18 protein-coding genes are annotated in these 23,146 nt (G+C 68.7%); 13 read left to right on the top strand and 5 right to left on the bottom strand.

What is annotated here, in order from left to right:
- Positions 1-229: 229 nt before the first annotated feature.
- The 3 genes from PV734_RS31825 (at position 230) to PV734_RS31835 (ending at position 4,940) form a co-directional block, all read left to right on the top strand.
- The gene (locus PV734_RS31825) at positions 230-2,737 is read left to right on the top strand and encodes an ATP-binding protein (RefSeq protein WP_319293101.1); all 2,508 of its coding nucleotides are present in this window, start codon (positions 230-232) and stop codon (positions 2,735-2,737) included.
- A gap of 127 nt (positions 2,738-2,864) precedes the next feature.
- Complete coding sequence (locus tag PV734_RS31830) at positions 2,865-3,470, top strand: ATP-binding protein (RefSeq protein ID WP_319293103.1); 606 nt, start codon at positions 2,865-2,867, stop codon at positions 3,468-3,470.
- A gap of 99 nt (positions 3,471-3,569) precedes the next feature.
- A complete protein-coding gene (locus tag PV734_RS31835; RefSeq protein WP_319092271.1) occupies positions 3,570-4,940 on the top strand; it encodes an Nramp family divalent metal transporter in 1,371 nt (456 codons plus the stop codon).
- A 23-nt stretch (positions 4,941-4,963) separates the two neighbouring features.
- Here the strand turns inward: PV734_RS31835 and PV734_RS31840 are convergent, their stop codons facing one another.
- The 4 genes from PV734_RS31840 to PV734_RS31855 form a co-directional block, all read right to left on the bottom strand.
- Positions 4,964-6,274, bottom strand: a complete 1,311-nt coding sequence (locus PV734_RS31840) for a hypothetical protein (RefSeq protein ID WP_319293105.1) — start codon at positions 6,272-6,274, stop codon at positions 4,964-4,966.
- 62 nt (positions 6,275-6,336) lie between these two features.
- Positions 6,337-6,849, bottom strand: a complete 513-nt coding sequence (locus PV734_RS31845; protein ID WP_319092269.1) for a SigE family RNA polymerase sigma factor — start codon at positions 6,847-6,849, stop codon at positions 6,337-6,339.
- A 153-nt stretch (positions 6,850-7,002) separates the two neighbouring features.
- On the bottom strand, positions 7,003-8,034 hold the full coding sequence (locus tag PV734_RS31850; protein ID WP_415924300.1) for a hypothetical protein: 1,032 nt from the start codon (positions 8,032-8,034) through the stop codon (positions 7,003-7,005).
- Complete coding sequence (locus PV734_RS31855) at positions 8,031-8,693, bottom strand: hypothetical protein (RefSeq protein WP_319293109.1); 663 nt, start codon at positions 8,691-8,693, stop codon at positions 8,031-8,033. Before PV734_RS31855 ends, PV734_RS31850 begins: the two co-directional genes overlap by 4 nt.
- A gap of 321 nt (positions 8,694-9,014) precedes the next feature.
- On the opposite strand from PV734_RS31855, the gene PV734_RS31860 reads away from it, so the two are divergent.
- From PV734_RS31860 to PV734_RS31870, 3 genes are all read left to right on the top strand, one after another.
- Positions 9,015-13,646, top strand: a complete 4,632-nt coding sequence (locus PV734_RS31860) for a DUF6531 domain-containing protein (protein WP_319293111.1) — start codon at positions 9,015-9,017, stop codon at positions 13,644-13,646.
- Positions 13,647-14,603 (top strand): SUKH-3 domain-containing protein, encoded by a 957-nt coding sequence (locus tag PV734_RS31865; protein WP_319293113.1) that lies wholly within the window; start codon positions 13,647-13,649, stop codon positions 14,601-14,603. It begins immediately after the preceding gene.
- 67 nt (positions 14,604-14,670) lie between these two features.
- Positions 14,671-15,366, top strand: a complete 696-nt coding sequence (locus tag PV734_RS31870) for a hypothetical protein (RefSeq protein ID WP_319293115.1) — start codon at positions 14,671-14,673, stop codon at positions 15,364-15,366.
- 33 nt (positions 15,367-15,399) lie between these two features.
- Here PV734_RS31870 and PV734_RS31875 read toward each other — a convergent pair whose 3' ends face one another.
- Positions 15,400-15,651 (bottom strand): hypothetical protein, encoded by a 252-nt coding sequence (locus tag PV734_RS31875; protein WP_319293117.1) that lies wholly within the window; start codon positions 15,649-15,651, stop codon positions 15,400-15,402.
- Between the two features lie 360 nt (positions 15,652-16,011).
- On the opposite strand from PV734_RS31875, the gene PV734_RS31880 reads away from it, so the two are divergent.
- The 7 genes from PV734_RS31880 to PV734_RS31910 all read left to right on the top strand — a co-directional run bounded on the left by PV734_RS31880 (position 16,012) and on the right by PV734_RS31910 (position 23,145).
- Entirely contained in the window at positions 16,012-16,908 is an 897-nt protein-coding gene (locus PV734_RS31880) for a hypothetical protein (protein ID WP_319293119.1), read from the top strand.
- 61 nt (positions 16,909-16,969) lie between these two features.
- Positions 16,970-17,689 (top strand): Flp pilus assembly protein CpaB, encoded by a 720-nt coding sequence (gene cpaB, locus PV734_RS31885; RefSeq protein WP_319293121.1) that lies wholly within the window; start codon positions 16,970-16,972, stop codon positions 17,687-17,689.
- Between the two features lie 89 nt (positions 17,690-17,778).
- The gene (locus PV734_RS31890) at positions 17,779-19,407 is read left to right on the top strand and encodes an AAA family ATPase (protein WP_319293123.1); all 1,629 of its coding nucleotides are present in this window, start codon (positions 17,779-17,781) and stop codon (positions 19,405-19,407) included.
- On the top strand, positions 19,404-19,799 hold the full coding sequence (locus PV734_RS31895) for a TadE/TadG family type IV pilus assembly protein (protein ID WP_319092259.1): 396 nt from the start codon (positions 19,404-19,406) through the stop codon (positions 19,797-19,799). The genes PV734_RS31890 and PV734_RS31895 overlap by 4 nt, the downstream gene beginning before the upstream one ends.
- A gap of 91 nt (positions 19,800-19,890) precedes the next feature.
- Entirely contained in the window at positions 19,891-21,237 is a 1,347-nt protein-coding gene (locus tag PV734_RS31900) for a CpaF family protein (RefSeq protein WP_319092258.1), read from the top strand.
- Between the two features lie 58 nt (positions 21,238-21,295).
- Positions 21,296-22,237 (top strand): type II secretion system F family protein, encoded by a 942-nt coding sequence (locus PV734_RS31905; RefSeq protein WP_319092257.1) that lies wholly within the window; start codon positions 21,296-21,298, stop codon positions 22,235-22,237.
- A 17-nt stretch (positions 22,238-22,254) separates the two neighbouring features.
- Positions 22,255-23,145, top strand: a complete 891-nt coding sequence (locus PV734_RS31910; RefSeq protein WP_319092256.1) for a DUF5936 domain-containing protein — start codon at positions 22,255-22,257, stop codon at positions 23,143-23,145.
- Position 23,146 lies beyond the last annotated feature (1 nt).

The following is a 23,146-nucleotide window of genomic DNA, read 5'->3' on the forward strand; positions in this document are numbered from 1 at the left end:
TGCGACGGACTGGTGTGGGTGTGGCGCCATCGTGCGGCCATGACATGGGCAGGTCAAGACCGCATAAAGAGTGATGGCGTGAACCGGTCGGCCGTACGGGCCGGAAAGAGCTGTGGGGGCCGGGAAGGATACGCGTACCGGCGCCCGCCCGTCGCGGCTCTCGTGCAAGTGCACACGTGTGTGTGACCTGCCTGTTTGTCCTGTCGGGGGCTGTTGGAAGGTACTGATCATGGGCGGATCAGCGCCACGGACGGATCGCCGGTCACCGGCCCGACCACCGGTCGGGACAGCCGGCTTCGTCGACCGCCGTGACGAACAGACCGAAGCCCGCGCACTGCTGGCCAGGGCCCGCCTGGTCACGCTGACAGGCCCGGGCGGCGTGGGCAAGACGCGCCTCGCCGCCCACGTCGCGGATCGAGTGTCCCGCGCCTTCCCGGACGGCGTCCGGTTCGTGCACCTGGCCGACGTGAGCGACCCGGACCTCGTACCGGGGGTCGTGGCCGAGGCGCTGGGCTTCCACGACTACGACCATCACCGGTCCACGCGGCGGCGGCCGAAGTCGGCGGTATTCATGAACTCCCCGAATCTCCCCGACTCCCCGGATGTTCGGCACGACTCGGACGCGCTCTTCGCACTGGCCGATCAGCTGGGAGAACGCCGGCTCCTGCTGGTCCTCGACAACTGCGAACACCTGCAAAGGACCTGCGCCGAAGTCGTCGGCGCACTACTGCAACGCACCTCCGGCGTACGGGTCCTCGCCACCAGCCGGCACCGCCTGGGCCTGACGGAGGAACACCTGCTGGACGTAAGGCCGTTGCCGGTCCCGGACCCGGACGGCGACCTCTCCGCGGCCCACCGCCACCCGGCCCTCGCCCTCTTCGCGGACCGGGCCGCCGCGGTGGTCCCGGGCTTCACCCTCACCCCCGCCAACCGCCGCGCCGTGGCCCGCCTGTGCCGCCACCTCGACGGCCTCCCCCTGGCGATCGAACTGGCGGCGGCCCGCATGACCCACGCGCGTGACCTGGACGACCTGGCCGATCTGGGTGACCTGGAAGACCTTGAAGACCTGGCAGCCGACGAACCATCGGCCCACCCCTCCCCCTCTCCCTACCCCCACCCTCGCCACCGCACCCTGCGGGCAACGATCGACCGGAGTCACCAACTGTGCACGCCGGAGGAGCGGTTGGTGTGGGCGCGGGCCTCGGCACTGGCCGGAGACTTCGACCTGGAGACGGCCGAGGCCGTGTGCGGGGACGGTACCGCCGACGTCCTGGAGGCCGTGACAGGGCTGGTCGCCAAGTCCGTACTGAGCCGGGAACAGGGCCCCGACGGCGGCGTACGGTACCGCCTGCTCGACACCCTCGGGCGGTACGGACTCGGCCGGCTGCGGCAGCGGCCCGGTGCGGAACGGGCCGCCCGGCTCCGGCACCGAGACTGGACGCAGACCCGGGCGTCGGCGTACGAGCGTGCCTGGTTCGGTCCGGACCAACCGCGCATGGCCGCCCGCCTCCACGCGGACCGGGCCGGTCTGCGCTCGGCACTGGAGTTCGGCCTCGCAGCCGGCCCGGGGCCGGAAGGGTGCGGGCCCGACGACGCCCTCGCCGGCCTCCGTCTCGCCGGCACCCTCTGGTTCCACTGGTACGCGTGCGGCGCGTCCGGCGAGGGACGGTACTGGCTCGACCGCGCCCTCGACGCGAACCCCGGGCCCAGCCGGGAGCGGGCCCGGGCGCTCTGGGTCTCCGGCCTGCTCGGGCTGCTCACCGCGTCACCGGAGGAGCATGCCCGGGGACGGCGGCGGGCCGAGGAGGCGCTCGCCCTCGCCGAACGACTCGGGGACGCGGCCGAGGCGGCGCACGCCGGGTACGTCGTCGGGGTCGGCCGCCTCGTCGGAGGTGAACCCGCCGCTGCCCTGCGGCACTTCGAGCACGCCGTGGCGCAGGGTCCCGTAACCGGCGGGCATGCGGGCCTCGCCGGGCTCGAACGGGTCCAACTGGCCACCGCGCTGGCCACCTTGGGCGAGGCGGACCGAGCCGTCGCCGTCTGCGAGAACGCCCTGCGCGTGTGCGAGGAGTACGGAGAGCTGTGGGTGCGCTCAGGCGTCCTGCGGGCACTCGCCCTCGCTCACACCGTCCGTGGGGACTGGCGCCGGGCCGAACCGTCCGCCCGCGAGGCGCTGCGCACCGCGCACACCCTGCACGACCTCCTCGGCATCGCCCCCACCCTGGACCTGCTCGCGCTGATCGCGACCGCCCGCCACCACACCCACGACCGGGCCGCCGTCCTCCTCGGCGGCGCCGACCGCGTCCGGTCCATCCCGTACGACTCCGTACGGCAGGACGCCGAGACCCGGGCACGCGAAGGCCTCGGGTGCCGGGCGTACGAACGGGCGTACCGCCGGGGGGAGAGCCTTGGCCTCGCCGGGATCGTCAAGTACGCCCTGCGGGAGGGGGAGTCGGCAGGCCGGCAACCCGAACCGCCGTCCGGCACAGGACGGCTGACGGCCCTGGTCCCCGACTCCGGCTCTGGTACCGGCTCCGGCTGCGGGTCCGGTACGGGTCTGACCCGCCGGGAGACCGAGGTCGCCGCGCTCGTCGCCGAGGGTCTCGCCAACCAGCAGATCGCCGACCGCCTGGTGATCGCCCGCCGTACCGCCGAGGGCCACGTGGAACACATCCTCGGCAAACTCAACCTCGCCAACCGCACCCAGATCGCGGCCTGGGTGACGACCCACCGATGACGACCCGCCGATGACGACCCGCTCGTGCGGAGGTGTGGGTGCGGAGGTGTCGGCTTGGAGCTGTGGGTGCGGAAAACAGGTATTTCTCCCCGCGCGCGGGGGCGTTCGTGGACGCGATCCTGAAGGCATGCTGCAACTCTCCGGGGGCTCCGGGGGACATGTCCCGGGTCCCGTCCCTCGGTATGGCTCCTACCTCCAACCCCCGCCGGGGGCAGGCCATCTGAGCGTCGAGTACGACCCGCGGCCCACCGCCGCCCGCGAGGCACGGGCGGAGGTGCGCAGGCGGTTGGAGGAGTGGGGCCTGACCGGCCGGGACGACCCCTGGGACGAACTCCGCGACGAAGCGGCCGACCGGGACGGTCCGCCGGCCCGGGACGACCTCTCGTCCCCGGGCGTCCTCGGGCCCGAGGACGACCTCGCGGCCGGGAACGACCTCGTCGACGTGGCGGAACTCCTCGTCAGTGAGCTGGTCACCAACGCTGTGCTGCACGCGGCGAGCCCCTTCCGGCTCACCCTGTCGGCGTCGCACGGTGTCCTGCGCTGCGAGGTCACCGACACCGGCCGCGGTACTCCGCAGGTGCTGTGTGCCGGCACCGGGGAGAGCGGCCGGGGAATGTTCCTGGTGGACGCGCTCGCGAGGCGCTGGGGCTGCCACCAGGACGGGCCGGGCAAGACCGTGTGGTTCGAGCTCGGCACCTGCGGGTCCCACGGCTGTGGTCGGCGACAGCCGTAGCGGCCTGCGTGTTCCGGACGCCGGACGCCCCGGCCGTCCACCGTCCGGCTCCGGAACGCCCTCTTGTGCGACCAGCCCCTTTGCGCTTTCTTGACGTACATGGCGGACATCACAGGAAACTCCACAGAAGCAAACGAACCAGGGGCGACAGGGCCCACGACCGACACGAAAGCCACGGGCGTATCCGGATCTCCAAGGCCCAACTCGACTCCCCGTAAGTCGAGTTGGAAGTACATCGGGCCCGGCATCGTGGTGGCCGCGACCGGCGTCGGCGCCGGTGACCTGGTTGCGACACTCATCGCGGGCAGCAACTTCGGCTACACCCTCCTGTGGGCCGCCGTACTCGGATGTCTGGTGAAGATCTCCCTCGCCGAGGCGGCCGGCCGCTGGCACCTCTCCACCGGCCGCACCCTCTTCGACGGCTGGGCGAGCCTCGGCCGCTGGACGACGTACTTCTTCGTCGCGTACGTCGTGATCTGGGGCTTCGTCTACGGCGCGGCGGCGATGTCGTCGAGCGCGCTCCCGCTGGCGGCACTCTTCCCGGACGTCATGGACCTCAAGTGGTGGGCGATCCTGTGCGGGTTGTCGGGCCTGGTCTTCGTCTGGTTCAACAAGTACGAGGTCTTCGAGAAGGTCATGACCGTGCTGGTGGGCGTGATGTTCGTCGTCACGGTCTATCTGGCGATCCGAGTGACCCCCAACCTCGGGGACGCCTTCGCCGGCCTGCTGCCCGTCCTCCCCGACGAGAAGGACTCGATCCTCAACACGCTGGGCCTGGTCGGCGGTGTGGGCGGCACCATCACCCTTGCGGCGTACGGGTACTGGGTCAACGCGAAGGGCTGGACCAACACCGGCTGGATGAAGGTGATGCGCCTCGACAACCGGGTCGCGTACGCGACGACGGGCATCTTCGTGGTGTCGATGCTGTTCGTCGGCGCGGAGCTGCTGCACAGCGCCGACGTGGCGATCGCGAGCGGCGACAAGGGCCTGATCCAGCTGAGCGACATCCTGGCCGACAAGTACGGCTCGGCGACCGCGAAGTTCTTCCTGATCGGCTTCTTCGCCACCTCCTACACATCACTGATCGGCGTCTGGCACGGCGTGAGCCTGATGTTCGCCGACTTCGTGGAACGCTTCCGCGGCACCCGGACGACGGGCGAGGAGGTCGCCTCCGGCACCCGCGAACGGTCCTGGCCGTTCCGCGCGTACCTGCTGTGGCTGACCTTCCCGCCCATCGTCCTGCTCTTCCAGGGCCAGCCCTTCCGCCTGATCATCCTCTACGGCGTCCTGGGCGCGGCCTTCCTCCCCTTCCTGGCCGGCACGCTGCTGGTCCTGCTCAACTCCTCCCGCACACCTGCCGAATGGCGCAACCGGCTGCTGAGCAACGCGATGCTGGTGATCGCGGGCCTGCTCTTCCTGGTGCTGTGCGTGAAGCAGATCTGGGACCAGCCGTGGTCGGAGTTCTTCTGAGCCCGAGTCCCGTCGGCGAAGGCTCAGTTGGGGGCCGGCTGCAGCTGCTGCCACTTGGAGTCGGTGGCGATCGCCTTGAGCTGGTCGAGGGTCAGGGCGGGGTTCTCGCGGGTCGGGCCGGTGATCTGGCTGGCGGAGTTGAAGGCGCTGACGACCACCCTCAGACCGTCGGGCCAGAAGGCGTCGGCGGTCCGCATGACGAGCCCCTTGCCCTTGTCGTCGCCCGGCCCCTGACGGACGACGACCTTGATGCCGTCGGGCAGGGTCACCGCGCCGGAGCCCTCACCGAAGAGGTCGTCCTCGACGTCCTGCATGTTGGGCTGCACATTGATCTGGACGAAGCTCTCGCCCTTGCCGTCATCGACGACGACGTACCCGAATTCGGTCCCCTCGCCGCTCTTGCGGACGACACGGAGATCCTGCCCCTTCGGGAGCAGCCCGGTGAGCGTCGTCAGGAGGGTGGCGTTCCCGGAGCCGGAGGACGGGGTCGGCGACTGCGGCGACTGTGGAACCTCGGGAAGGGTGTCGACGACCTTGAGCCACGCGGGGTCGGTGACGAGGGTCTTCAACTGGCGGCTCGACAAAGGCGGTTCGGGACGGCTGATGGGCGCGCCCTTCTCGGCGGCGGAATTCCACTCGCTCACCGTCAGTTGTCCCCCGTCCGGCGTGATGAGGACCGCCTTCCACAGCTTCGTGTCGAGGCGCCGGTCCGTGAACTCGTACCCCTTGAGGATCACGAGCGCCGAGCCGCCGGGCAGCGTACTCCTCGCGCATTCGTCGTACGGGCCGAATGCTGTGTCCGGGCACTGGGTCGCCCACCGGGCCTGATCACTCCCGGGCGCGACGCGGCCGAAGCTGAGGGAAAGCGCCGCGGCGCCCTTCCCGTCGTCGAACACCGCGTACACGTACGGCCCCCGCTTCGAGTCCGTGCCCCGCGCGGACTCCTCACTGAGCTTGCCCTCGGGCAGCAACCCTTTGAAGGTGGCGAGCAGTTGAGCCCCGGACACGGCGGGCGAGGTGGCCGTGCCGGTGGATGCGCCGGTGGGTGTGCCGGTGGCGTCACCGGGTCCGACGGTTGTTCCGGTGGCTCCCGCAGACCGCTGTCCGCTCCCGTCTCCGCCCCAGGGCGTGATCAGCGCGCCCCCCACGCCCACCAGCGCGATCGCGGCGGCGCCGCTCACGACAGCGGTCCGGCGGCGCATACGGAGCCGGCGCCCCCGGGTCTCACCGCCGGCGACGAGGGCGGCACGATCGGCGTCGAAGGCACCACCGGCGTTGCGCAGCGCGGCGCCGAGCCGGTCCTCGAACTGGTCGTCTCGATGTTCAACGGACATGGCGAACCACCACTTCTGCTGTGTACGGGCATTGTGTACCGGGACGGGAGGAGGGACGGGCCTCAGCGGACCGCGTACTCCCCGAGTTCCTCACCGAGGAGGACGCGCAACCGGGTGAGGGCACGAAGGCAGCGGGAGCGTACGGCGGCGGAGGTGACGTTCATCGCGCTCGCCGTCTCCTCGATGGAACGGTCCTCCCAGTAGCGCAGGACGACCACCGCCCGGTCCTTGGGCGGGAGTTGGGCGAGCGCCTCGACCAGTGTGAGCCGCATGGTCACGTCGGTTCCGTCCGAGGGAACGGCCGACTCGGGCAACACGTCGGTGGCACGCTCGGTACTGCTGCGGCGGCGCTGGTGCGTGAGAAAGGTGCGGGTGAGCACGGTCTGCGCATACCCCGCCGGGTTGTTGGCCCGGGAGACGCGCCCCCAGTTGACGTACAACCGCCCGAAGGTCTCCTGCACCAGGTCCTCGGCGAGGTAGGTGTCCCCGGCGGTGAGCAGACACGCGGAGCGATACAGATGCCCGGCGCGCGCCGCCGCGAACTCCGCGTACTCGTCCGAGCGGGCCTTTCTCATACGTTCCCCCTGAGCCTGCGGCACCCTGACGTCCGGCGCGCGTGAACTGCCTTCACCTCATTGACGCGATGGGCGGGGGAAAATGTTGCAGAGCCAGAAACCGAGGGGCGTATGAGGGCCCACCTGGCCCCCATACGCCCCCATGGGCACGCCTCAGCGATTGACGGCCTGGATCTCCTGAACGACGACAGCCTGCTCGGCGCCGAACTCACCGTCGGGCAGCGCCTGCGGGGCGTTGACGCCGGTGCCGGTCCAGTGGATCTTCCAGGTGATGGTGGCGCGGAGCGGGTAGGACCCGTTGCCGGAGGAGCGCAGGTACTTCACACCGCAGGGCGGGGTCTGGGTGGCCTTCCCGGTGGCGTACGGCTCCCCGATGCGCCCGTTGACGAACGTGCACACGCCGGACGCGGGGTAGACCTGCGCGTCGGCGGTACCGGGCTCGATCTTCAGGGAGACGGGCTCGGCGACGGTGGTGGCAGTCATGCCGAGCACTGGCACGGACGCGGTGACGGACACCGGCTTGAACTGCGCCGCGTCGAGCCAGGCCCAGGTCGGGAGGTTGACCTTGGTGGGACCGGCGGGGGCGAGGGTCACCTTGGTGCCCGGGACGCGGATCTCGTTGTAGGCGAGTCCGGCGAGGATCTCGGGGGTGATGACGTTAGGAATGTTGGCGGGCGGTGGGGCGCCGGTGTCCACCCAGAAGTAGTCCTCCTTGCAGGAGTCCCAGCCCGGCGGATAGGACTTGTTGACGTAGGACCCCCACCAGTAGCCCTTACCGGCCTTGTCCTTGTTGAAGTCCTTCGTGTGATCGTCCTCGTTGAGGTACTTCTTCCGCTGCTCGGCATCCCACTCGTACCCCGTGGACCCCGCCTCCCAGACCGGAACCTTGACCTTCTCCAGTTCCGCGGGGGAGTACGTCGGGGCATACCAACAGGCGGGCGGCGTCCAGGACGTGGTAGCGGCAACAGGCCCGGCCGACTGCCCGGCCCCGTTCTTGGAACGGTCGTAGACGACGGCTCCGGCGGTTGCGGAGAGGGTGCCGTCGCCGGTGGCATTGCCGCTCGGTCCGTTGCCGAACGACCCTGCGCCAGGAGGATCTTGGGCGGCCATGGCGGAAGGGGATACGGCCAGACACGTTGTGCCTGCGATCAGAACAGTCGTGGCGAGACGAAGGAGTGGGGTCATGGCTGGCACCTGTCAACTCCACGAGTGGACTGGATCTTCACGAGTTCCCATACGCCTGCTTTGTTCTTCTGCACCTGAACGCCATAGGCGACGTAGCTGTCCTTGTTCGGCGGTGTCTTCTTGACCTCGTTGGTCTTGATGACCTTGCTGAAGCCCTGGCTCTCATCCCCGCAGTAAGTCAGCGAAGCGCTGTCCTTGGAACTGACGGTGACCTGCCGATCGAAGTAACGCACGGTGCCGGTTACCGTCCATCCGACGTCGGTGAACGCTTTCACCCACTTTTCGGCGGCCACCGCGCCTTCGCCCTCCGTGTAGAACTCCAGGGCGGCGAGTCGAGGGTTCTGGGCGACGATGGCTGCGTCGAGCGCGCGAATCATCTCCGCGTTGTCTTTGAGGACGGCGTCCTTGACGGCGTCGCCGGTCTGCTCTGGTGTGAAGGTGAGCGTGACATCTGACGGCAGGTCGATCTTGGGTCGGTCGGCGGAGGCAGCCGAGGCCGAGGCGGACGCCGTCGGCGATGCCGACGACTCGCTCCCGGTGTCGGCCCCGGCGATCTTGTCGTTGTCCTTCGATCCGCTGTCGTCGCCGCCACAGGCGGTCAACAGCAGGGCAGCGGACGCGACGAGCGCGGCAGCAACGGACAAAGAGCGGCGCTTCACAGTGGACTCCCCGTGAGACAGATGTGCTAGCAAAATCTAGACGCTATCGGTGGGACCGGTGGTTCCGCCAGGCTGCCAAGGTTGCGCTGTGGCAACGGCAAAGGCGAACCGCCGTGCGTGCCCTGCGGGGCTCTGCTCAGGGCCCGCACATGGCGTTCCACCAGTGAAGGTGATCTTCACATCCCTGTGGTCGCGCAGCGTGAACCACACCGCATCCGATCTGCTCCCCTCCCGCTCCCGACTTCCCGTCGAATGTTCGTGCGCAGTAAGTTCGCGTGTGCATACGGTTGTCGGTGACGCGCACGTGACGGGGGTCGTGGGATGGCGGGGTATCGGCCGGCGGACTGGCATGTGCTGGATCTGGACAAGGACCCGACGCCGGGTGATCCGGACCGGGTGCGTCAACTGGCCCGTACGCTGCATGACTTCGCGGACGATGTCGCGGATGCTCTGCGTCTGGTCAAGGGGATGGCGTCGGAGAACGAGACGCTGGAGTGGGCGGGCAAGACCGCTGAGGTGTTCCAGGACGAGTTCTCGGATGTGCCGAAGAACCTGAAGAAGCTGAAGAAGTCGTACGACCTGTGCGGTGACGCGCTGGTGGCCTACTGGCCGAAGTTGGAGCGGGCGCAGGCTCTGGCCGACAGGGCGTTGGCGAAGGGGCGGGAGGCGCAGGCGGATCTGTCGTCGGCCAAGTCCCGTCTGTCGTCGGCCGATTCGTGGGTGACGCGGGCGGCGAAGGAGTCGGACAAGTACAAGGATGATCCGACGGGCAGCAAGTCGGCGGAGAAGCCGGACGAGGCGAAGGTCCGGGCCGCGACCCGGGACGCCCAGCATGCCGAGTCGGCCCGGAGCAGCGCCCAGTCGGATGTGAACGGTGCGCAGTCGGCTCTGGACGCGGCGAAGAAGATGGCCGAGGACGCGCGCAGGATGCGTGAGGACGCGGCGGGCGAGGCGAAGCGGAGGATCGACGAGGCGTCGGACGCCGGTATCCAGAACCGGAGTTGGTGGGAGGACGTCGGGGACTGGTTCGTCGACAACTGGGACACCATCGTCGCCGTCTGCAAGATCGTGGTCACGGTGGTCGGTGTCGTCGCGATGATCATCGGGGGGCCGATCCTGGGCGCGATCGTGCTGATCGCTGCTCTGGTCGTGCTCGCGGACACGCTCTACAAGTATTCCAAGGGACAGGCGTCCCTGTGGGATGTGGGCTTCGCCGCGCTCGACTGCATCCCCGGGATGAAGGGGCTGACGACGCTCGGCGGACTCGCCAAGGGCATGAAGGCGTTCGCCAAGGTCGGCCTCAAGGGCATGGCCAAGGGCTTGGGGAAGGGCGGTCTTCGCCGCGGGGTGGACAACGCGGTGAGCAAGGCCAAGCAAGCGTTGGGGCGCACCAAAAAGGGTGACCCCATCGACATGGTCTCCGGCGAGATGCTCATGGAGGAGACCGACGTCGAGCTGCCGGGCCTGCTCCCGTTGATTCTGCGCCGTACCCATCTGTCGACCTACCAGGCAGGGCGATCGTTCGGGAGGTCCTGGGCATCCACCCTCGACGAGCGCCTTGAGCTGGACAACGACGGCGCCGTGTTCGCCGTCGACGACGGCATGATCCTGCTCTATCCGGTGCCGCAACCAGGCGCCTCGGTCATGCCGCTGGAGGGCCCGCGCTGGCCGTTGGACTGGGACGGCGCGCCCGGTACTCCACTGCGCATCACCGACCCGGTCACGGGTCTCATCCGTCACTTCGCCCCTCAGGAAACCCCGGCTGAATCCGATGCGGCGTTCACGCTTCCCCTCGCCGCGATCACCGACCGCAACGGTCGACGGATCGACTTCGACCGTGACGCCAGGGGCGTCCCCGTCGCCGTACGTGACTCCGCCGGCCGGCACCTCCATGTCGACACCGAGGGCGAACGCGTCGTTCGGCTACGCCTGCGCAACCCGCAGGACAGCACCGAGGCCACGATCCTCCGGCGCTACGCCTACAGCTCCGACGGCGACCTCACCGAGATCTACGACTCCAGCGGTCTGCCGTTGAGGCTCACCTACGACAGCCGGGCACGCATCACGTCGTGGACCGACCGAATCGGTTGCTGGTACCGCTTCACCTACGACGATCAGGATCGCTGTATACGAGGCGAGGGGGCGGAAGGCCGTCTCTCCTGCACCATCACCTACGACACCACCAACCGCGAGACGCACTACAGCGACGCCCTCGGCAACACCACGACGTACCGGCACAACGAGCTCCAGCAACTCGTCGCTGTGACCGACCCGCTCGGCCACTCCACGCATTCCGAGTGGGACCGCTACGACCGGCTGCTCTCCCGCACGGACTCGCTCGCCTTCACGACCCGCTACGAGTACGACGAGCAGGGCGCCCCAACGGCAGTCGTCCGACCGGACGGCAGTCGGGAGCACGCGGAGAACAACGAGTACGGCCGACCCGTGTCGGTGACCCAGGCCGATGGTCACGTCTGGCGCATGGAATACGACGCGTGCGGCAATCTGACGTCGGAGACGGATCCCACCGGCGCTCGCATCTCCTATCAGTACAACGAGATCGGCGCACTCGCCGCGGTCACCGACGCCGCCGGGCGTACCGCATCGCTGGAGTCCGATGCGGCGGGTCTGCCGGTCGGCACCACCGACGCCGAGGGTTCGACGACACGGTACGAGCGGGACGTGTTCGGCAGGATCACCGCGGAGACCGGACCGCACGGGGCAGTCACCCGGTTCGACTGGACACCCGAAGGACGGCTCAGCCGACGCATCCTCCCCGACGGCACCACAGAGCGACGTGTCCACGACGGCGAGGGCAACCTCATCGAGCACACGGACACCCTCGGACAGGTGACACGCTTCGAGTACGGCGGATTCGATCTGCCCGCTGTTCGAATCGATCCCGACGGTTCACGCCTGGAATTCGCCTACGACGGCCAGTTGCGTGTCACGTCGGTCACCAACCAACTCGGTTCTGCCTGGCAGTACTTCTACGACGAGGCAGGCCGCCTGGTCCGTGAGCAGGACTTCGGCGGGCGCGCCCGGAGCTATCGATTCGATGCGGTCGGTCGCCTCGTGGGACAGGCAAACGGCGCGGGCGAGTCCATCGACTACATACGCGACGCCTTCGGCAAGGTGGCGCAGCAGCACACGCCGGAAGGGGCCACCACATACACGTACGACCCGGTCGGAAACCTGCTTCGAGTGGTCGACGGCCAGACCGAGCTGACCTACGAGCGGGACGCCAGAGGCAGGGTCCTCGCCGAAACCTGCAACGGCGCGACCGTGCGTTCGGCCTACGACGTGCTGGGCAGACGTATCCGCAGGACGACTCCGTCGAATGCGGAAAGCACCTGGGAGTACGACGGAAACGACCGGCCCACGCTGTTGCGGACAGCGGGCAGGACCGTCACGTTCGCGTATGACGAGGCCGGGCACGAGATCGAGCGCCGCACAGGTTCCGCGATTCTGAGCCAGACCTGGGACGCGGACGGAAGGCTGAACTCGCAGACGCTGACGGCAAGCGCCGAACGGACGGGGACAGTCGAACCGCGACGTGTCCAGCACCGTGCGTACCGCTACCGCCCCGACGGAACGGTCTCAGCGATCAGCGACCTGCTCAACGGTGACCGCCTCGTGGACACCGACAGCACCGGGCGCGTCACCGGGGTGCGGGCGGCGACGTGGTCGGAACGCTACGCGTACGACGCGGCGGGCGATCTCGCACAGGGAGAGTGGCAGGCGAGCACGCCTCCTCGCCCCGCACAGCCCTCCGGACCGGGACCAGGTGGACCGGTTGGACCGGTCAGCAGGGCCGGGGAGATCCGCTACGAGTATGACGGCCAGGGCCGGGTGGTGGTCAGGCGCAGGAAGCGTCTGTCCCGCAAGCCTGACGTCTGGCGCTATGCCTGGGACAGTCAGGACCGCCTCGTAGCTGTGACCACGCCCGACGGCACGAAGTGGGCCTATCGGTACGACCCGTTCGGCCGCCGCACCGCGAAACAGCGGTTCGCCCCGGATGGCGAGACAGTGGTGGAGGAGGTGACCTTCGCCTGGGACGGGTTCGTTCCGGCCGAGCAGGTCAGGCGTGCGGGCGACGAGGCGCCCTCCTGCACGGTGTGGGATTGGGAACGGGACCGCTTCAGCCCGGTTACTCAGGTGGACAGGGTCCCCGCCGGGGAGGCCTCCCAGGAGTGGGTCGACGACCAGTTCTATTCCATCGTCACCGATCTCGTCGGCACTCCGACCGAACTGGTCGACGAACGCGGAGAATTGGCGTGGAGGGCACGAACGACCGTATGGGGCGCACCGCTCGACGACCCCGACCCAGATGGTGCGTACTGCCCTCTGCGTTTCCCGGGCCAGTACCACGACCCCGAAACAGCACTCAACTACAACTACCACCGTCACTATGACCCGGAGACAGGGCAGTACGTCTCCCTGGACCCCCTCGGTCTCGCGCCTGGGCCGAACCCTCGCGCGTACGTCCCGAATCCGTTCACCGCCGTCGACCCGCTCGGGCTGTCGCCGGCCTGCGAAGAGGCAGCGAGTGCTGCCGCAAGGCGAAGAGCCGACGAAGAGCAAGCGCGGCCAGGAGCAAACAAACACACCAGGCCCACAAGTGCAGCCGGGTTGTCGGTGCCCGGACATGAGACACCGTTCAACGGCGCCAGCGTCAAGGGCGGAGGAGACCACGACCTGCATCCGGACATCCGAGCCGCCTACGATCAAGTTCCGCAGGCCATCAAGGAGCGCGCTGGCGGCCAGCACGGGAGGTGTGGTGAGGCGGAAGCACTCTCGAACGCCATGAAGGCCGGGGTCGATCCACGAGGCGGAGTGATGGCGGCGGTGAACGTGCGCGCGGTGGGCAATCCCATGCATGGGGTGCCGAAGCCCATTTGCGACTCCTGCCAAGATGTTCTTGATCGCTTGGGAATTCGAGGGGTGTCCTAGATGAGTGAAGAAGTGCGGCGTTGGTCCACAGAGACCGAACAGGTACTCCGGAGGGCCGGGTGGCAGCCAGGCCGTTCGGTGCCCACCGCCACGTGGGAGTCGATTCTGCGTGAGCGCGGGGAGTTCAAGGTCCACGAGACCGCGCGACGATTCCTCGCCGAATTCGGAGGCTTGGTGACCCATGGCTGGCCGCCGGACTCGATCCTGACCCAGTCAGCCATCAGGTTCGACCCGCTGAAAGCCGAGTGGGACAGCGAGACCTTCGCCAGGCTGAGCGAGGAGGTCGGGACTCTTCTCTGTCCCATCGGCCAGGCTGACAGCGGAAACAGCTATCTGGGCATCGCCGTCGGCGGGGCGGTCTATCTGGCCAGGGAGCACACGGAGTTGCTGGCAGAGGGCGTCGACCAGGCACTCGAGCGCCTCGTGCAGCTGCAAGGAACGCAAGCGGGCGTCCGGGCGCCTGATGTCCCGGTGGGAACTCACTCCTTCTGGGACCGGATCGAAGCCGTAAGCCCAGGTGCCGATGCTGAGCGGCGTTGGCCGGCCGAGACGGACCGGGTACTGCGTGCGGCCGGCTGGTACCCCGGCCGCTCGGTTCCCACAGCCACATGGGAGAGCATCCTGCACCAGCAGGGCGAGTTCGAGATGCATGAGGCAGCACAGCGGTTCCTTGCCGAATTCGGCTGTGTGGGAGTCCCGCATCGGGAGCCGCGGGATTCGATGCCATGGGGCGAGTTCCGGCTCGACCCGCTCCTGGCCATGTGGGACGACGAGATTCTCGATGATCTCAGCGAGCAAGCAGGTACCTATCTCTATCCCGTCGGCATGATTGACCGAACCAACCAATACGTTGGCGTTGCGGAGGACGGTGCAGTTTATGTCGGTATGGACTCGGTGAGGCTGCTCGCAGCCACACCTGACGAGGCCATGGCGGAAATGACCAGAAAAATTCGGTAGCGGTTGAGAAACCTCCAGATGCGATTGCGCTCAACGTCCAGCGAAAGAATATGACCAGTACATTCAAATGCCGACTCTGCGGGTCCTCCGGCGGCTTGGCCGCAGACCTGACGGGGAGTGCCACGCGCTGTCCGCCGACGGTAAACGGCTGCTCCAACTGAGCGGCCGTAATTCCTACGACCAGGACCTCGCCGTCAGCACTCTCCGTTTCACCCGGGACTACGAGGACGCGCTCTTCGCCCGTAACCCCTTTCTGGGCTCACTCGACTGCTTCGAACCGCCCGCCGGTCACCGCTTCGACGCGGTGGTGGGCATCGCGCCCGAGGTCCACCGCTTCTACCGCGTGGAGAACCCGGACCTGACCCCGCACGTCCGGCTCACCTTTCCGGCGTACGTCTGCGAGTTCTCCGGCGACGAGACGCTCGACGAAGCCGTCACCAGGTACCGCATGCTGCGCCTGAACCATCTCGACCGCGAACCTCTCCCCTTCCTGAAGATGCGGTACGCCGACACCCGGACCGGGGGCAGGAGCACGAACCCGGGCCGGGGCCTCGCCGAGCCGGCGCGGCTCGTCGAGGAGCTGCGGCTGATGGACGGCGGAACCGGGAGCTTCGTCGAGTTCGAGAACCGGCACGGCGACGTATGGCGTGCCGAATGGCACGGCGCCTGGTTCGTCGCCGAGTGGAACACCCAGAACGGCACGCCGAGGCAGATGGAGTTCGATGAACTCGTCGACTTCGCCATCGCGAGGCTGTACGCCTGAGACCGGCGGCAGGCGGGTCGGTGCCTCAGGGGGTCACTGTGCGGCCTGTGCGGGTCTGGGCTGTTCCGGAGCCCTTCTGGTCGCCCGCCACGATCTCAACTCCCCTCTGAGGATGAACCCCCGGAGGACCGCGATGGCGAGAAACAGGAGGCCGAAGCCGAATCTGGCCCACCATCCGGCCTGGATGGTCCAGTAGAAGCAGGCGCCGCTGAAGAAGAGGCACACGGAGATGGCCAGGGGTTCGCGGATGTACCAGGGCAGGACGCGGAGTATCAGACCGATCATCCGGGCAGTGGATCAGGCGCCGACCCCTTGCGCTGTGATGGAGGCCACAATTCCGGCGACGAGGTTTACCCGTGAAGCTCGTGAAGTTGTCGAAGGTGTGAAGAATTCTGGCAGACCTGCCCCCGAAGGGGTCGTCGGCTTCGGCGCGGGTGCCTCATCAACTACCCTCCCGGCCACCCGACTTGTGGCATATTCGCCTTACTCTCCGTCGATCGGGCTCCACCTTCCGTTAGTTGATCTAGAAGATTCGGTGTTGAGCGGGCCATGCCGTGGATAAGGTGCTGATGCAAGAGGACGTCACAGGGGCGATCTGAGGCGGTGGCCGACCACCCCGCCGCAGTGAACGGGGTGGTGTGCAGCGTGCCGACCGCGATAGCCGTCACCAGTTCCGACCTGGTGCTCCCACCGCATGACCGGCAGACCCCGCCCGCCGCCGTCCCGTCCCTCGACAGCCTCGACGGCGCTCTCATGGGGATGCACACGCTCATCGAGCAGCACGGGTACGTCATCGCCCTCTACCCGGCGGCCACGGACGCGGCCCTCACCCGGCGGCTGCACACCGTGCGTTCCGTCCTGGAGAGCGACCGGATCGCGCTGCTCGCCGTCGATCTGCCGCCCCTCGGACTCGCCCTGCTCGCCCAGCAGTTGAGGCAGCTCTCCATGTGCGACTTCAGCCCGGGAGTGCTCGCCTCCTCCGCCCGGCTGCTCGCCCACTACATCTACGCGGGCGCCCACCTCGGCTCCGTCGCCAAGCTCGACCGGGTGCCGGTCTCCCTCAAGTCGCACGCCAAGTCCTGGATGCCGGGCGCGGAGTTCGCCGTACTGGCCAACCCGCGGGCCCAGCTCGTACGGGTGGGCCAGGAGGAGCTGGCCGGGCCCGAGTTCGGGACACGGCTGCTCGTCGCGCAGAGGCAGGCGCCCTCCGACTGGGTCACCTCGACCCTCGCACCCGCCTGGCGTGTGCAGGGAGTCGCCCCCGTGCCGCTGCCCGCGGAGTCCCCCCGCTGGTGGGGAACCGGGAAGATCGTCGAGTTCGCCGCAGGGCTGCACGACGTCTCCGTGCTCTACCAACTGGTCTCCTCCGTACGCCGCGAGGAGTGTCACTGGTGCGGCCTCGAACTCATCGGAGACCGCTGCGGATTCTGCGCCGCCCCACTTGCCTCGCCTTCTGAGCTTCCCGCGGCCCTCGGGCGGGCAGGAACCCCGGCAGGAGTATCAGGAACACCAGTACGAGCACTGCCCCGAGGTACGACGTAAGAGACGCAAGAGACTCAAGAAGACGTGTCCGTCCCCACCCCCGATCGAGGTTGTCCGCGTCATGAACTCACGCCAGCGCCGCGGCGTCATCCTGCTGGTCCTCTCGATCCTGTGCGCCATCGGCGCCTTTGTCGGAGTGCTCTCGGTGATCCGCGACGTGAACTCCAAGGTCGGCCCTGAGGTGACGGCGTACCGCCTCAAGAGCGATGTCGCGCCCTACAAGGAGCTCACGGCCGACCAGTTCGAGAAGATCTCCATGCCGAAGCGGTGGTTGTCGCAGACCGCCGTCACACGCGTCTCCCAGATCCGCGGCAAGGTCGCGGTGACCCGGCTGGAGAAGGGCTCCCTGCTGCAGACCGACATGATCGTCGACCGGCCCGAACTGAACGCCGGTGAGCAGGAGATCGCGATCATGATCGACGCCTCGACCGGTGTGGCCGGAAAGATCAACCCGGGGTCGCTCGTCAACATCTACGCCACCTTCGAGTCCAAGGACAGCGAGAAGGGCGTCGACGAAGCCAAGCTGCTCGTCACGAACGCACGCGTCATCGACGTCGGCAAGCTCACCGCCCTGGAACCGGGGCAGTCGAGCAACGACCGCCAACGTACGGCGACGGAGGCCGTCCCGATCACCTTCGCGCTCAAGACGGCGGACGCCCAACGCGTCGCCTACGCCGAGTCGTTCGCCGAACACGTCCGCCTGTCCCTCGTCGCGGGCGGCGAACTGACGGCCGTCCCCGATACCGCCGACCGTACGTACACCCTCAACAAGGACAAGTAGGAGGCGGACATGAGGTCCGTACGTACGAAGCCGCAGCCCCGGCGACGGTCGCAGCCGAAGCCGCAGCCGCGCCTTCCGAGGGTGCGCCGATGACCATCCGCGTTCTCGCCGCCACCGCCGACATCGAGTCCGCCCGCGCGCTGAGCACCCTCCTCAGCCGGCTCCCCGACGCCGAACCCGCCCCGCCCGTCGCCGACTCGACCGCGCTGCTCGACACCCTGGCCCGGCTGGCCGCCGAGTCCCTCGACGAGTTGCCGGAAGTCGTCCTCGTGCACGAGCGGATAGGGCCCGTACCGGCCCTCGACCTCGTCCGCGACCTGGTGATGCGCTTCCCGGCCGTCGGGGTCGTCCTCATCACCGCCGACCCCAGCACCGGCGTCCTCACCGCCGCCATGGACTCCGGCGCACGTGGCATCGTCCAACTGCCCCTCACCTACGACGCCCTGGCCGAGCGCGTCCAGGCGGCGGCCTCCTGGTCGTCGGGCATGCGGCGCCATCTCGGCAGCAACGCCCCGGAGTTGTACTCGGGCCCCGGCGGTACGGTCGTCACCGTCACCGGCGCCAAGGGCGGGGTCGGCGCCACCGTCACGGCCGTCCAACTCGCCCTCGCCGCACGGGCTTCGGGTCACACCGTCGCCCTCCTCGACCTGGACCTCCAGTCGGGGGACGTGGCCTCCTACCTGGACGTCCAGTTCCGCAGGTCGATCGCCGACCTGGCCGCCATCACGGACATCAACCCGCGAGTCCTCCAGGACGCCGTCTTCGTCCACGACACCGGCATCGGCCTCCTCCTCGCCCCCGCCGAGGGCGAACGCGGCGAGGAGGTCACCGACAGGGTGACCCGCCAGGTCGTGGCAGCCCTGCGCTCCCGGCACGACGTCGTGATCGTCGACTGCGGCGCCCGGATGGACTCGGCGACGGCCGCCGCCGTCGAGATGGCCGACCACGCCCTGCTCCTCGTCACCCCGGACGTCGTCGCCGTACGCGCCGCCAAACGCATGGTCCGCCTCTGGGACCGCCTCCAGATCCGCAAGGCCGAGGAGACGTTGACAGTCGTCAACAGGCAGTCCAAGGGTACGGAGATCCAGCCCTCGCTCGTCGAGAAGGTCACCGGCACCAAGGTCGCCCGCGCCTCGATTCCCGCCGCGTTCAAGGAACTTCAGGGCGTGGTGGACGCGGGCCGGCTCCAGGACCTGGACGCCCGCTCTACCGTCAAGCAGGCCCTCTGGTCGCTGGCCGGGGAGTTGGGCCTGGTCGTCGTCCACGAAGGGGGCGGCGGCAAGCGGCGCAAGTCGTCGTCCGACCGGGCCTCGTCGACCCTGCGGCGACGGGCGGAGAAGGGCGGCGACCGAGGCGCGATCACCCTCGAATTCGCGGGCATGTTCCCGCTGTTGCTCGTCGTGATGAGCATCCTGTGGCAGTGCGTGCTGTACGGCTACACGTACTCGTTGGCCGGGAACGCGGCGGACGAGGCGGCTCGCGCGGCCACAGCGGCGTACGCCCTCGACCCCGGCGGCTACGAGGGAGCCTGCGAGAGCGCGGGCGGCGAGCACCTCCCCGGAGCCTGGAACGGCGCCACTATCGACTGCGGCCCTGATGGCGGGGTCATGAAGGCCACCGTCCAGGCCCAAGTCCCGCTGTTCTTCCCGGGGTTCGACGTCAACTGGAGGGTGATCGGCGAGGCGGGAGCGGCGCTGGAGGGAGACGAGGACGGATGAGGACGAGGACGAGGAGGTTTCGGGGCCGACTGGCGAACCGCGTCCGGGGCAAGGGGGACCGAGGTTCCTCCATCCTGGAGTTCACCGGTTTCCTGCCGATCCTCATCGTCATCGGCCTGGCCTGCATCCAGCTCGGCCTGATCGGCTACGGCATCAACCAGGCCGGTACGGGGGCCCGTGCCGCGGCCCGGGCGACCTCCCTCGGGGGCGACGGGCAGGCGGCGGGTACCGCCTCCGTCAGTGACTGGCTGAACCCCCAGGTGGAGGCACCGCTGGGCGCGGGGGACACGACCACCGCGACCGTGACCGTGACCGTCCCCGCGATCATCCCGATCTTCGACTCCTGGCCCGTGACCCGCCGAGCCACCATGCCCAACGACAAAGACGACTGACGACCGATCCGGCTGTCCTGGGGCCACCGCCCCTTGGCGCCGACCGAACCGAGCAACACACGCTGACTGGAGAGGAGTTGAGACCGAGACCATGAGCCTGCGCTCCCGCATAGCCTCCGCCGACGACCACGGCAACGGAACCGCGCGCGAGGACGGCCACCTCGTCGCCGTCTACCGTGCCAAGCTCCTCGAAGAGATCGACCTCGCGGAGATGTCCAGCCTCGCGGCAGCGGAACGCCGTGTCCGCCTGGAACGCGTCCTCGGCCACATCATCAGCCGCGAGGGCCCGGTCCTGTCCTCCGCCGAACGCTCCCAGCTCATCCGGCGGGTGGTCGACGAAGCTCTCGGCCTGGGCGTCCTCGAACCGCTCCTCGCCGACGCGTCGATCACCGAGATCATGGTCAACGGCCCCGACTCGATCTTCGTGGAACGAGCGGGCCGCGTCGAACAGCTCCCCATGCGCTTCGCGTCGAGCGAGCAGCTGATGCAGACCATCGAGCGAATCGTCTCGACGGTCAACAGGCGGGTGGACGAGTCGAATCCGATGGTCGACGCCCGTCTGCCCACCGGCGAACGCGTCAACGTCATCATCCCGCCCCTCTCCCTCACCGGCCCGACCCTCACGATCCGCCGCTTCCCCCGCGCCTACACGCTCCCGGAGCTGATCGGCCTCGGCTCCCTGGACGAGCAGATGCTGATGCTCCTCGCCGCGTTCGTCCGGGCCCGCTTCAACGTCATCGTCAGCGGCGGTACGGGCACCGGCAAGACCACGCTCCTCAACGCCCTCTCCGGCCTGGTCCCCGCCCACGAACGCATCATCACCATCGAGGACTCGGCCGAACTCCAGCTCCAGCAGGAACACGTGATCCGCCTCGAATCCCGCCCGCCGAACGTGGAGGGCAAGGGCCAGATCACCATCCGAGACCTGGTCCGCAACTCCCTGCGTATGCGCCCCGACCGCATCATCGTCGGTGAGGTCCGAGGCGGTGAGACCCTCGACATGCTCCAGGCGATGTCCACGGGCCACGACGGCTCCCTCGCCACCGTCCACGCCAACTCGGCGGAGGACGCGCTGATGCGCCTGCAGACCCTGGGCTCGATGTCCGAAGTCATGATCCCCTTCGAGGCGTTGAAGGACCAGATCAACTCGGCGGTCGACGTGGTCGTCCAACTGGCCCGCCATGTCGACGGGTCCCGCCGCATCGCCGAGATCGCCCTCCTCGTCTCCCACGGCCGCGAACAGTTCCGCATCGTGACCGTCTCCCGCTACGTCACCCGCCCGACCGGCCCCGACCGCGTCGCCCAGGGCTACTTCGAACACCTCCCGGTACCCCGCCCGGTCGCCGAGAAGCTGTACCTGGCGAACGAGTCGCTGCCCCCGGCGTTCGGAGTGGCCGAGGTGCTCGACGTACTGGACTCGAGGCAGGCGATCGGATGAACACGCGGACGACGAGGACCATGCCAAGGATCCGTACAACTACGCGGAGCGAGACGCCATGAACAACACGGTCCCGCTGGCGTTGGGCGCCACCATGCTGTGCTGCACGCTCGCCGTCGCGGGCGTGCACACGTACGCCGCCGGCCACGCCCAGCGCCAGGCACTCGAAGACCGCCTGTCCGGCGGCGGCGCGCTGCGCACGGCGGCCGGCCGTGTACGCCGGTTCGCGACCGTCGACCGCAGACTGCGCCGCACCCGCCTCGGCCGCACGATCCACCTCCGCCTCTCCGCGACCGGACTGGACCTGACAGCGGGCGAGTTCTTCACGTACGTCGTCGCGGCCGGCGTCGCGCTGTGGCTGCTGGCAGCCGCCGCACTGGCCCCCTTCTTCGGCCCGATCGCCGCGCTGGTGACGGTCTGGGGGGCGGCGATCTTCCTCAACTGGCAACGCCAGAAACGTATCGAGGCGTTCATCAACCAACTCCCGGACGTGGCCCGCCTGCTGGCGAACGCGACGGCGGCCGGACTCGCCCTGCGGACGTCACTGGCGATGGCGGCCGAGGAACTGGAGGCCCCGGCGGGCGAGGAACTGGCCCGGGTCGCCGACCAGTTGACCATGGGCCGGACGGTGGACGACGCGCTGGGAGAACTGGCGGAACGCCTGCCGTCCCGCGAACTGGTGGTCCTGGTGACGACGTTGATCCTCGCCAACAAGGCGGGTGGCTCGGTGGTCAGCTCGCTCCGCAACCTCACCCAGACGCTCGAGGACCGCAAGGAGACCCGCAGGGAGGTCCGCACGATGCTGTCGGAGGTCAACGCCACGGCCTTCACGGTCCCTTGCCTGGGCCTCGGCTCCCTCCTCCTCGTCAACTCCTCGAACGAGGGCGCGTTGGAGAGGGTGACCGGCTCGGGCCTCGGCCAAGGCCTGGTCCTCCTCTCCCTGGGCCTGTACACGGTCGGGTTCTTCGTCATCCGCCGCCTGGGCAAGATCGAGGTCTGAGGGGAGTGAGTGAACGGATGCTGCAACTGCTACTGGCCTTGGTGATGGCGATCGCCGTCGCGGGCGCCCTGCTGGGCATCCGCATGATCCGAGCCGACGTCAAACTCCCCTCCGACCTGCAACTCGCCCTGGAGGTGGGCGGCACCCGGGTCTCGAAGGCCGACTCGGCGGTGGACCGCATGGGCATGCGCTTCGCACCCCTCGTCCTCCGCCTGATGGGCCCGCGCCGCGTCGACGCGAAACGCCTGCGCATCGACATGGCCGGCAACCCCGGCGGCCTGACCATCACCCGCTACGCGGCCCGCCGCGCGGTCTACGTCACCTTCGGCATCCTCCTCGGCCTGATCTTCCTCGAAAACGGCCAACTGGTCCTCGCGGTCATCACCTTCGCCTTCGGACTGACGGCCGCGGACGCCGCGATCTGGCAGGCGGTACGGGAACGCAAGGACGTCATCGACCGCACCCTCCCCGACTTCCTGGACGTGCTCGCGGTCGTGGTCTCGGCGGGGCTGGGCTTCCGCCAGGCCCTGGACCGGGTGGCGGAGAAGTACGAGGGCCCCTGGGCGGACGAACTGCGCATCACACTCCGCCAGATGGACATGGGCGTCAGCCGCCGCCAGGCCTTCGACGCTCTGCGCAAACGCAACTCCAGTGAGCAGGTCGCCCAGTTCGTCTCGGCGCTCCAGCAGGGCGAGGAGCTGGGCTCCCCGATCGCCGAGACCCTGATCCAGATCGCCGCCGACATGCGCCGCACGGACGCCCAGGAGTCCCGCCGCCGCGCCGCGAAGACGATCCCCAAGGCAACCCTCGTCACCCTGGTGTTCATGCTCCCGGCGACGATGATCCTCATCGCCACGGGCATGTTCCTCGGCTCCGGCACCAACTTCGGCTCGATTCTGGGGCGTTGAG

Source organism: Streptomyces sp. AK08-02 (assembly GCF_033795085.1).
Classification (GTDB): domain Bacteria; phylum Actinomycetota; class Actinomycetes; order Streptomycetales; family Streptomycetaceae; genus Streptomyces; species Streptomyces echiniscabiei.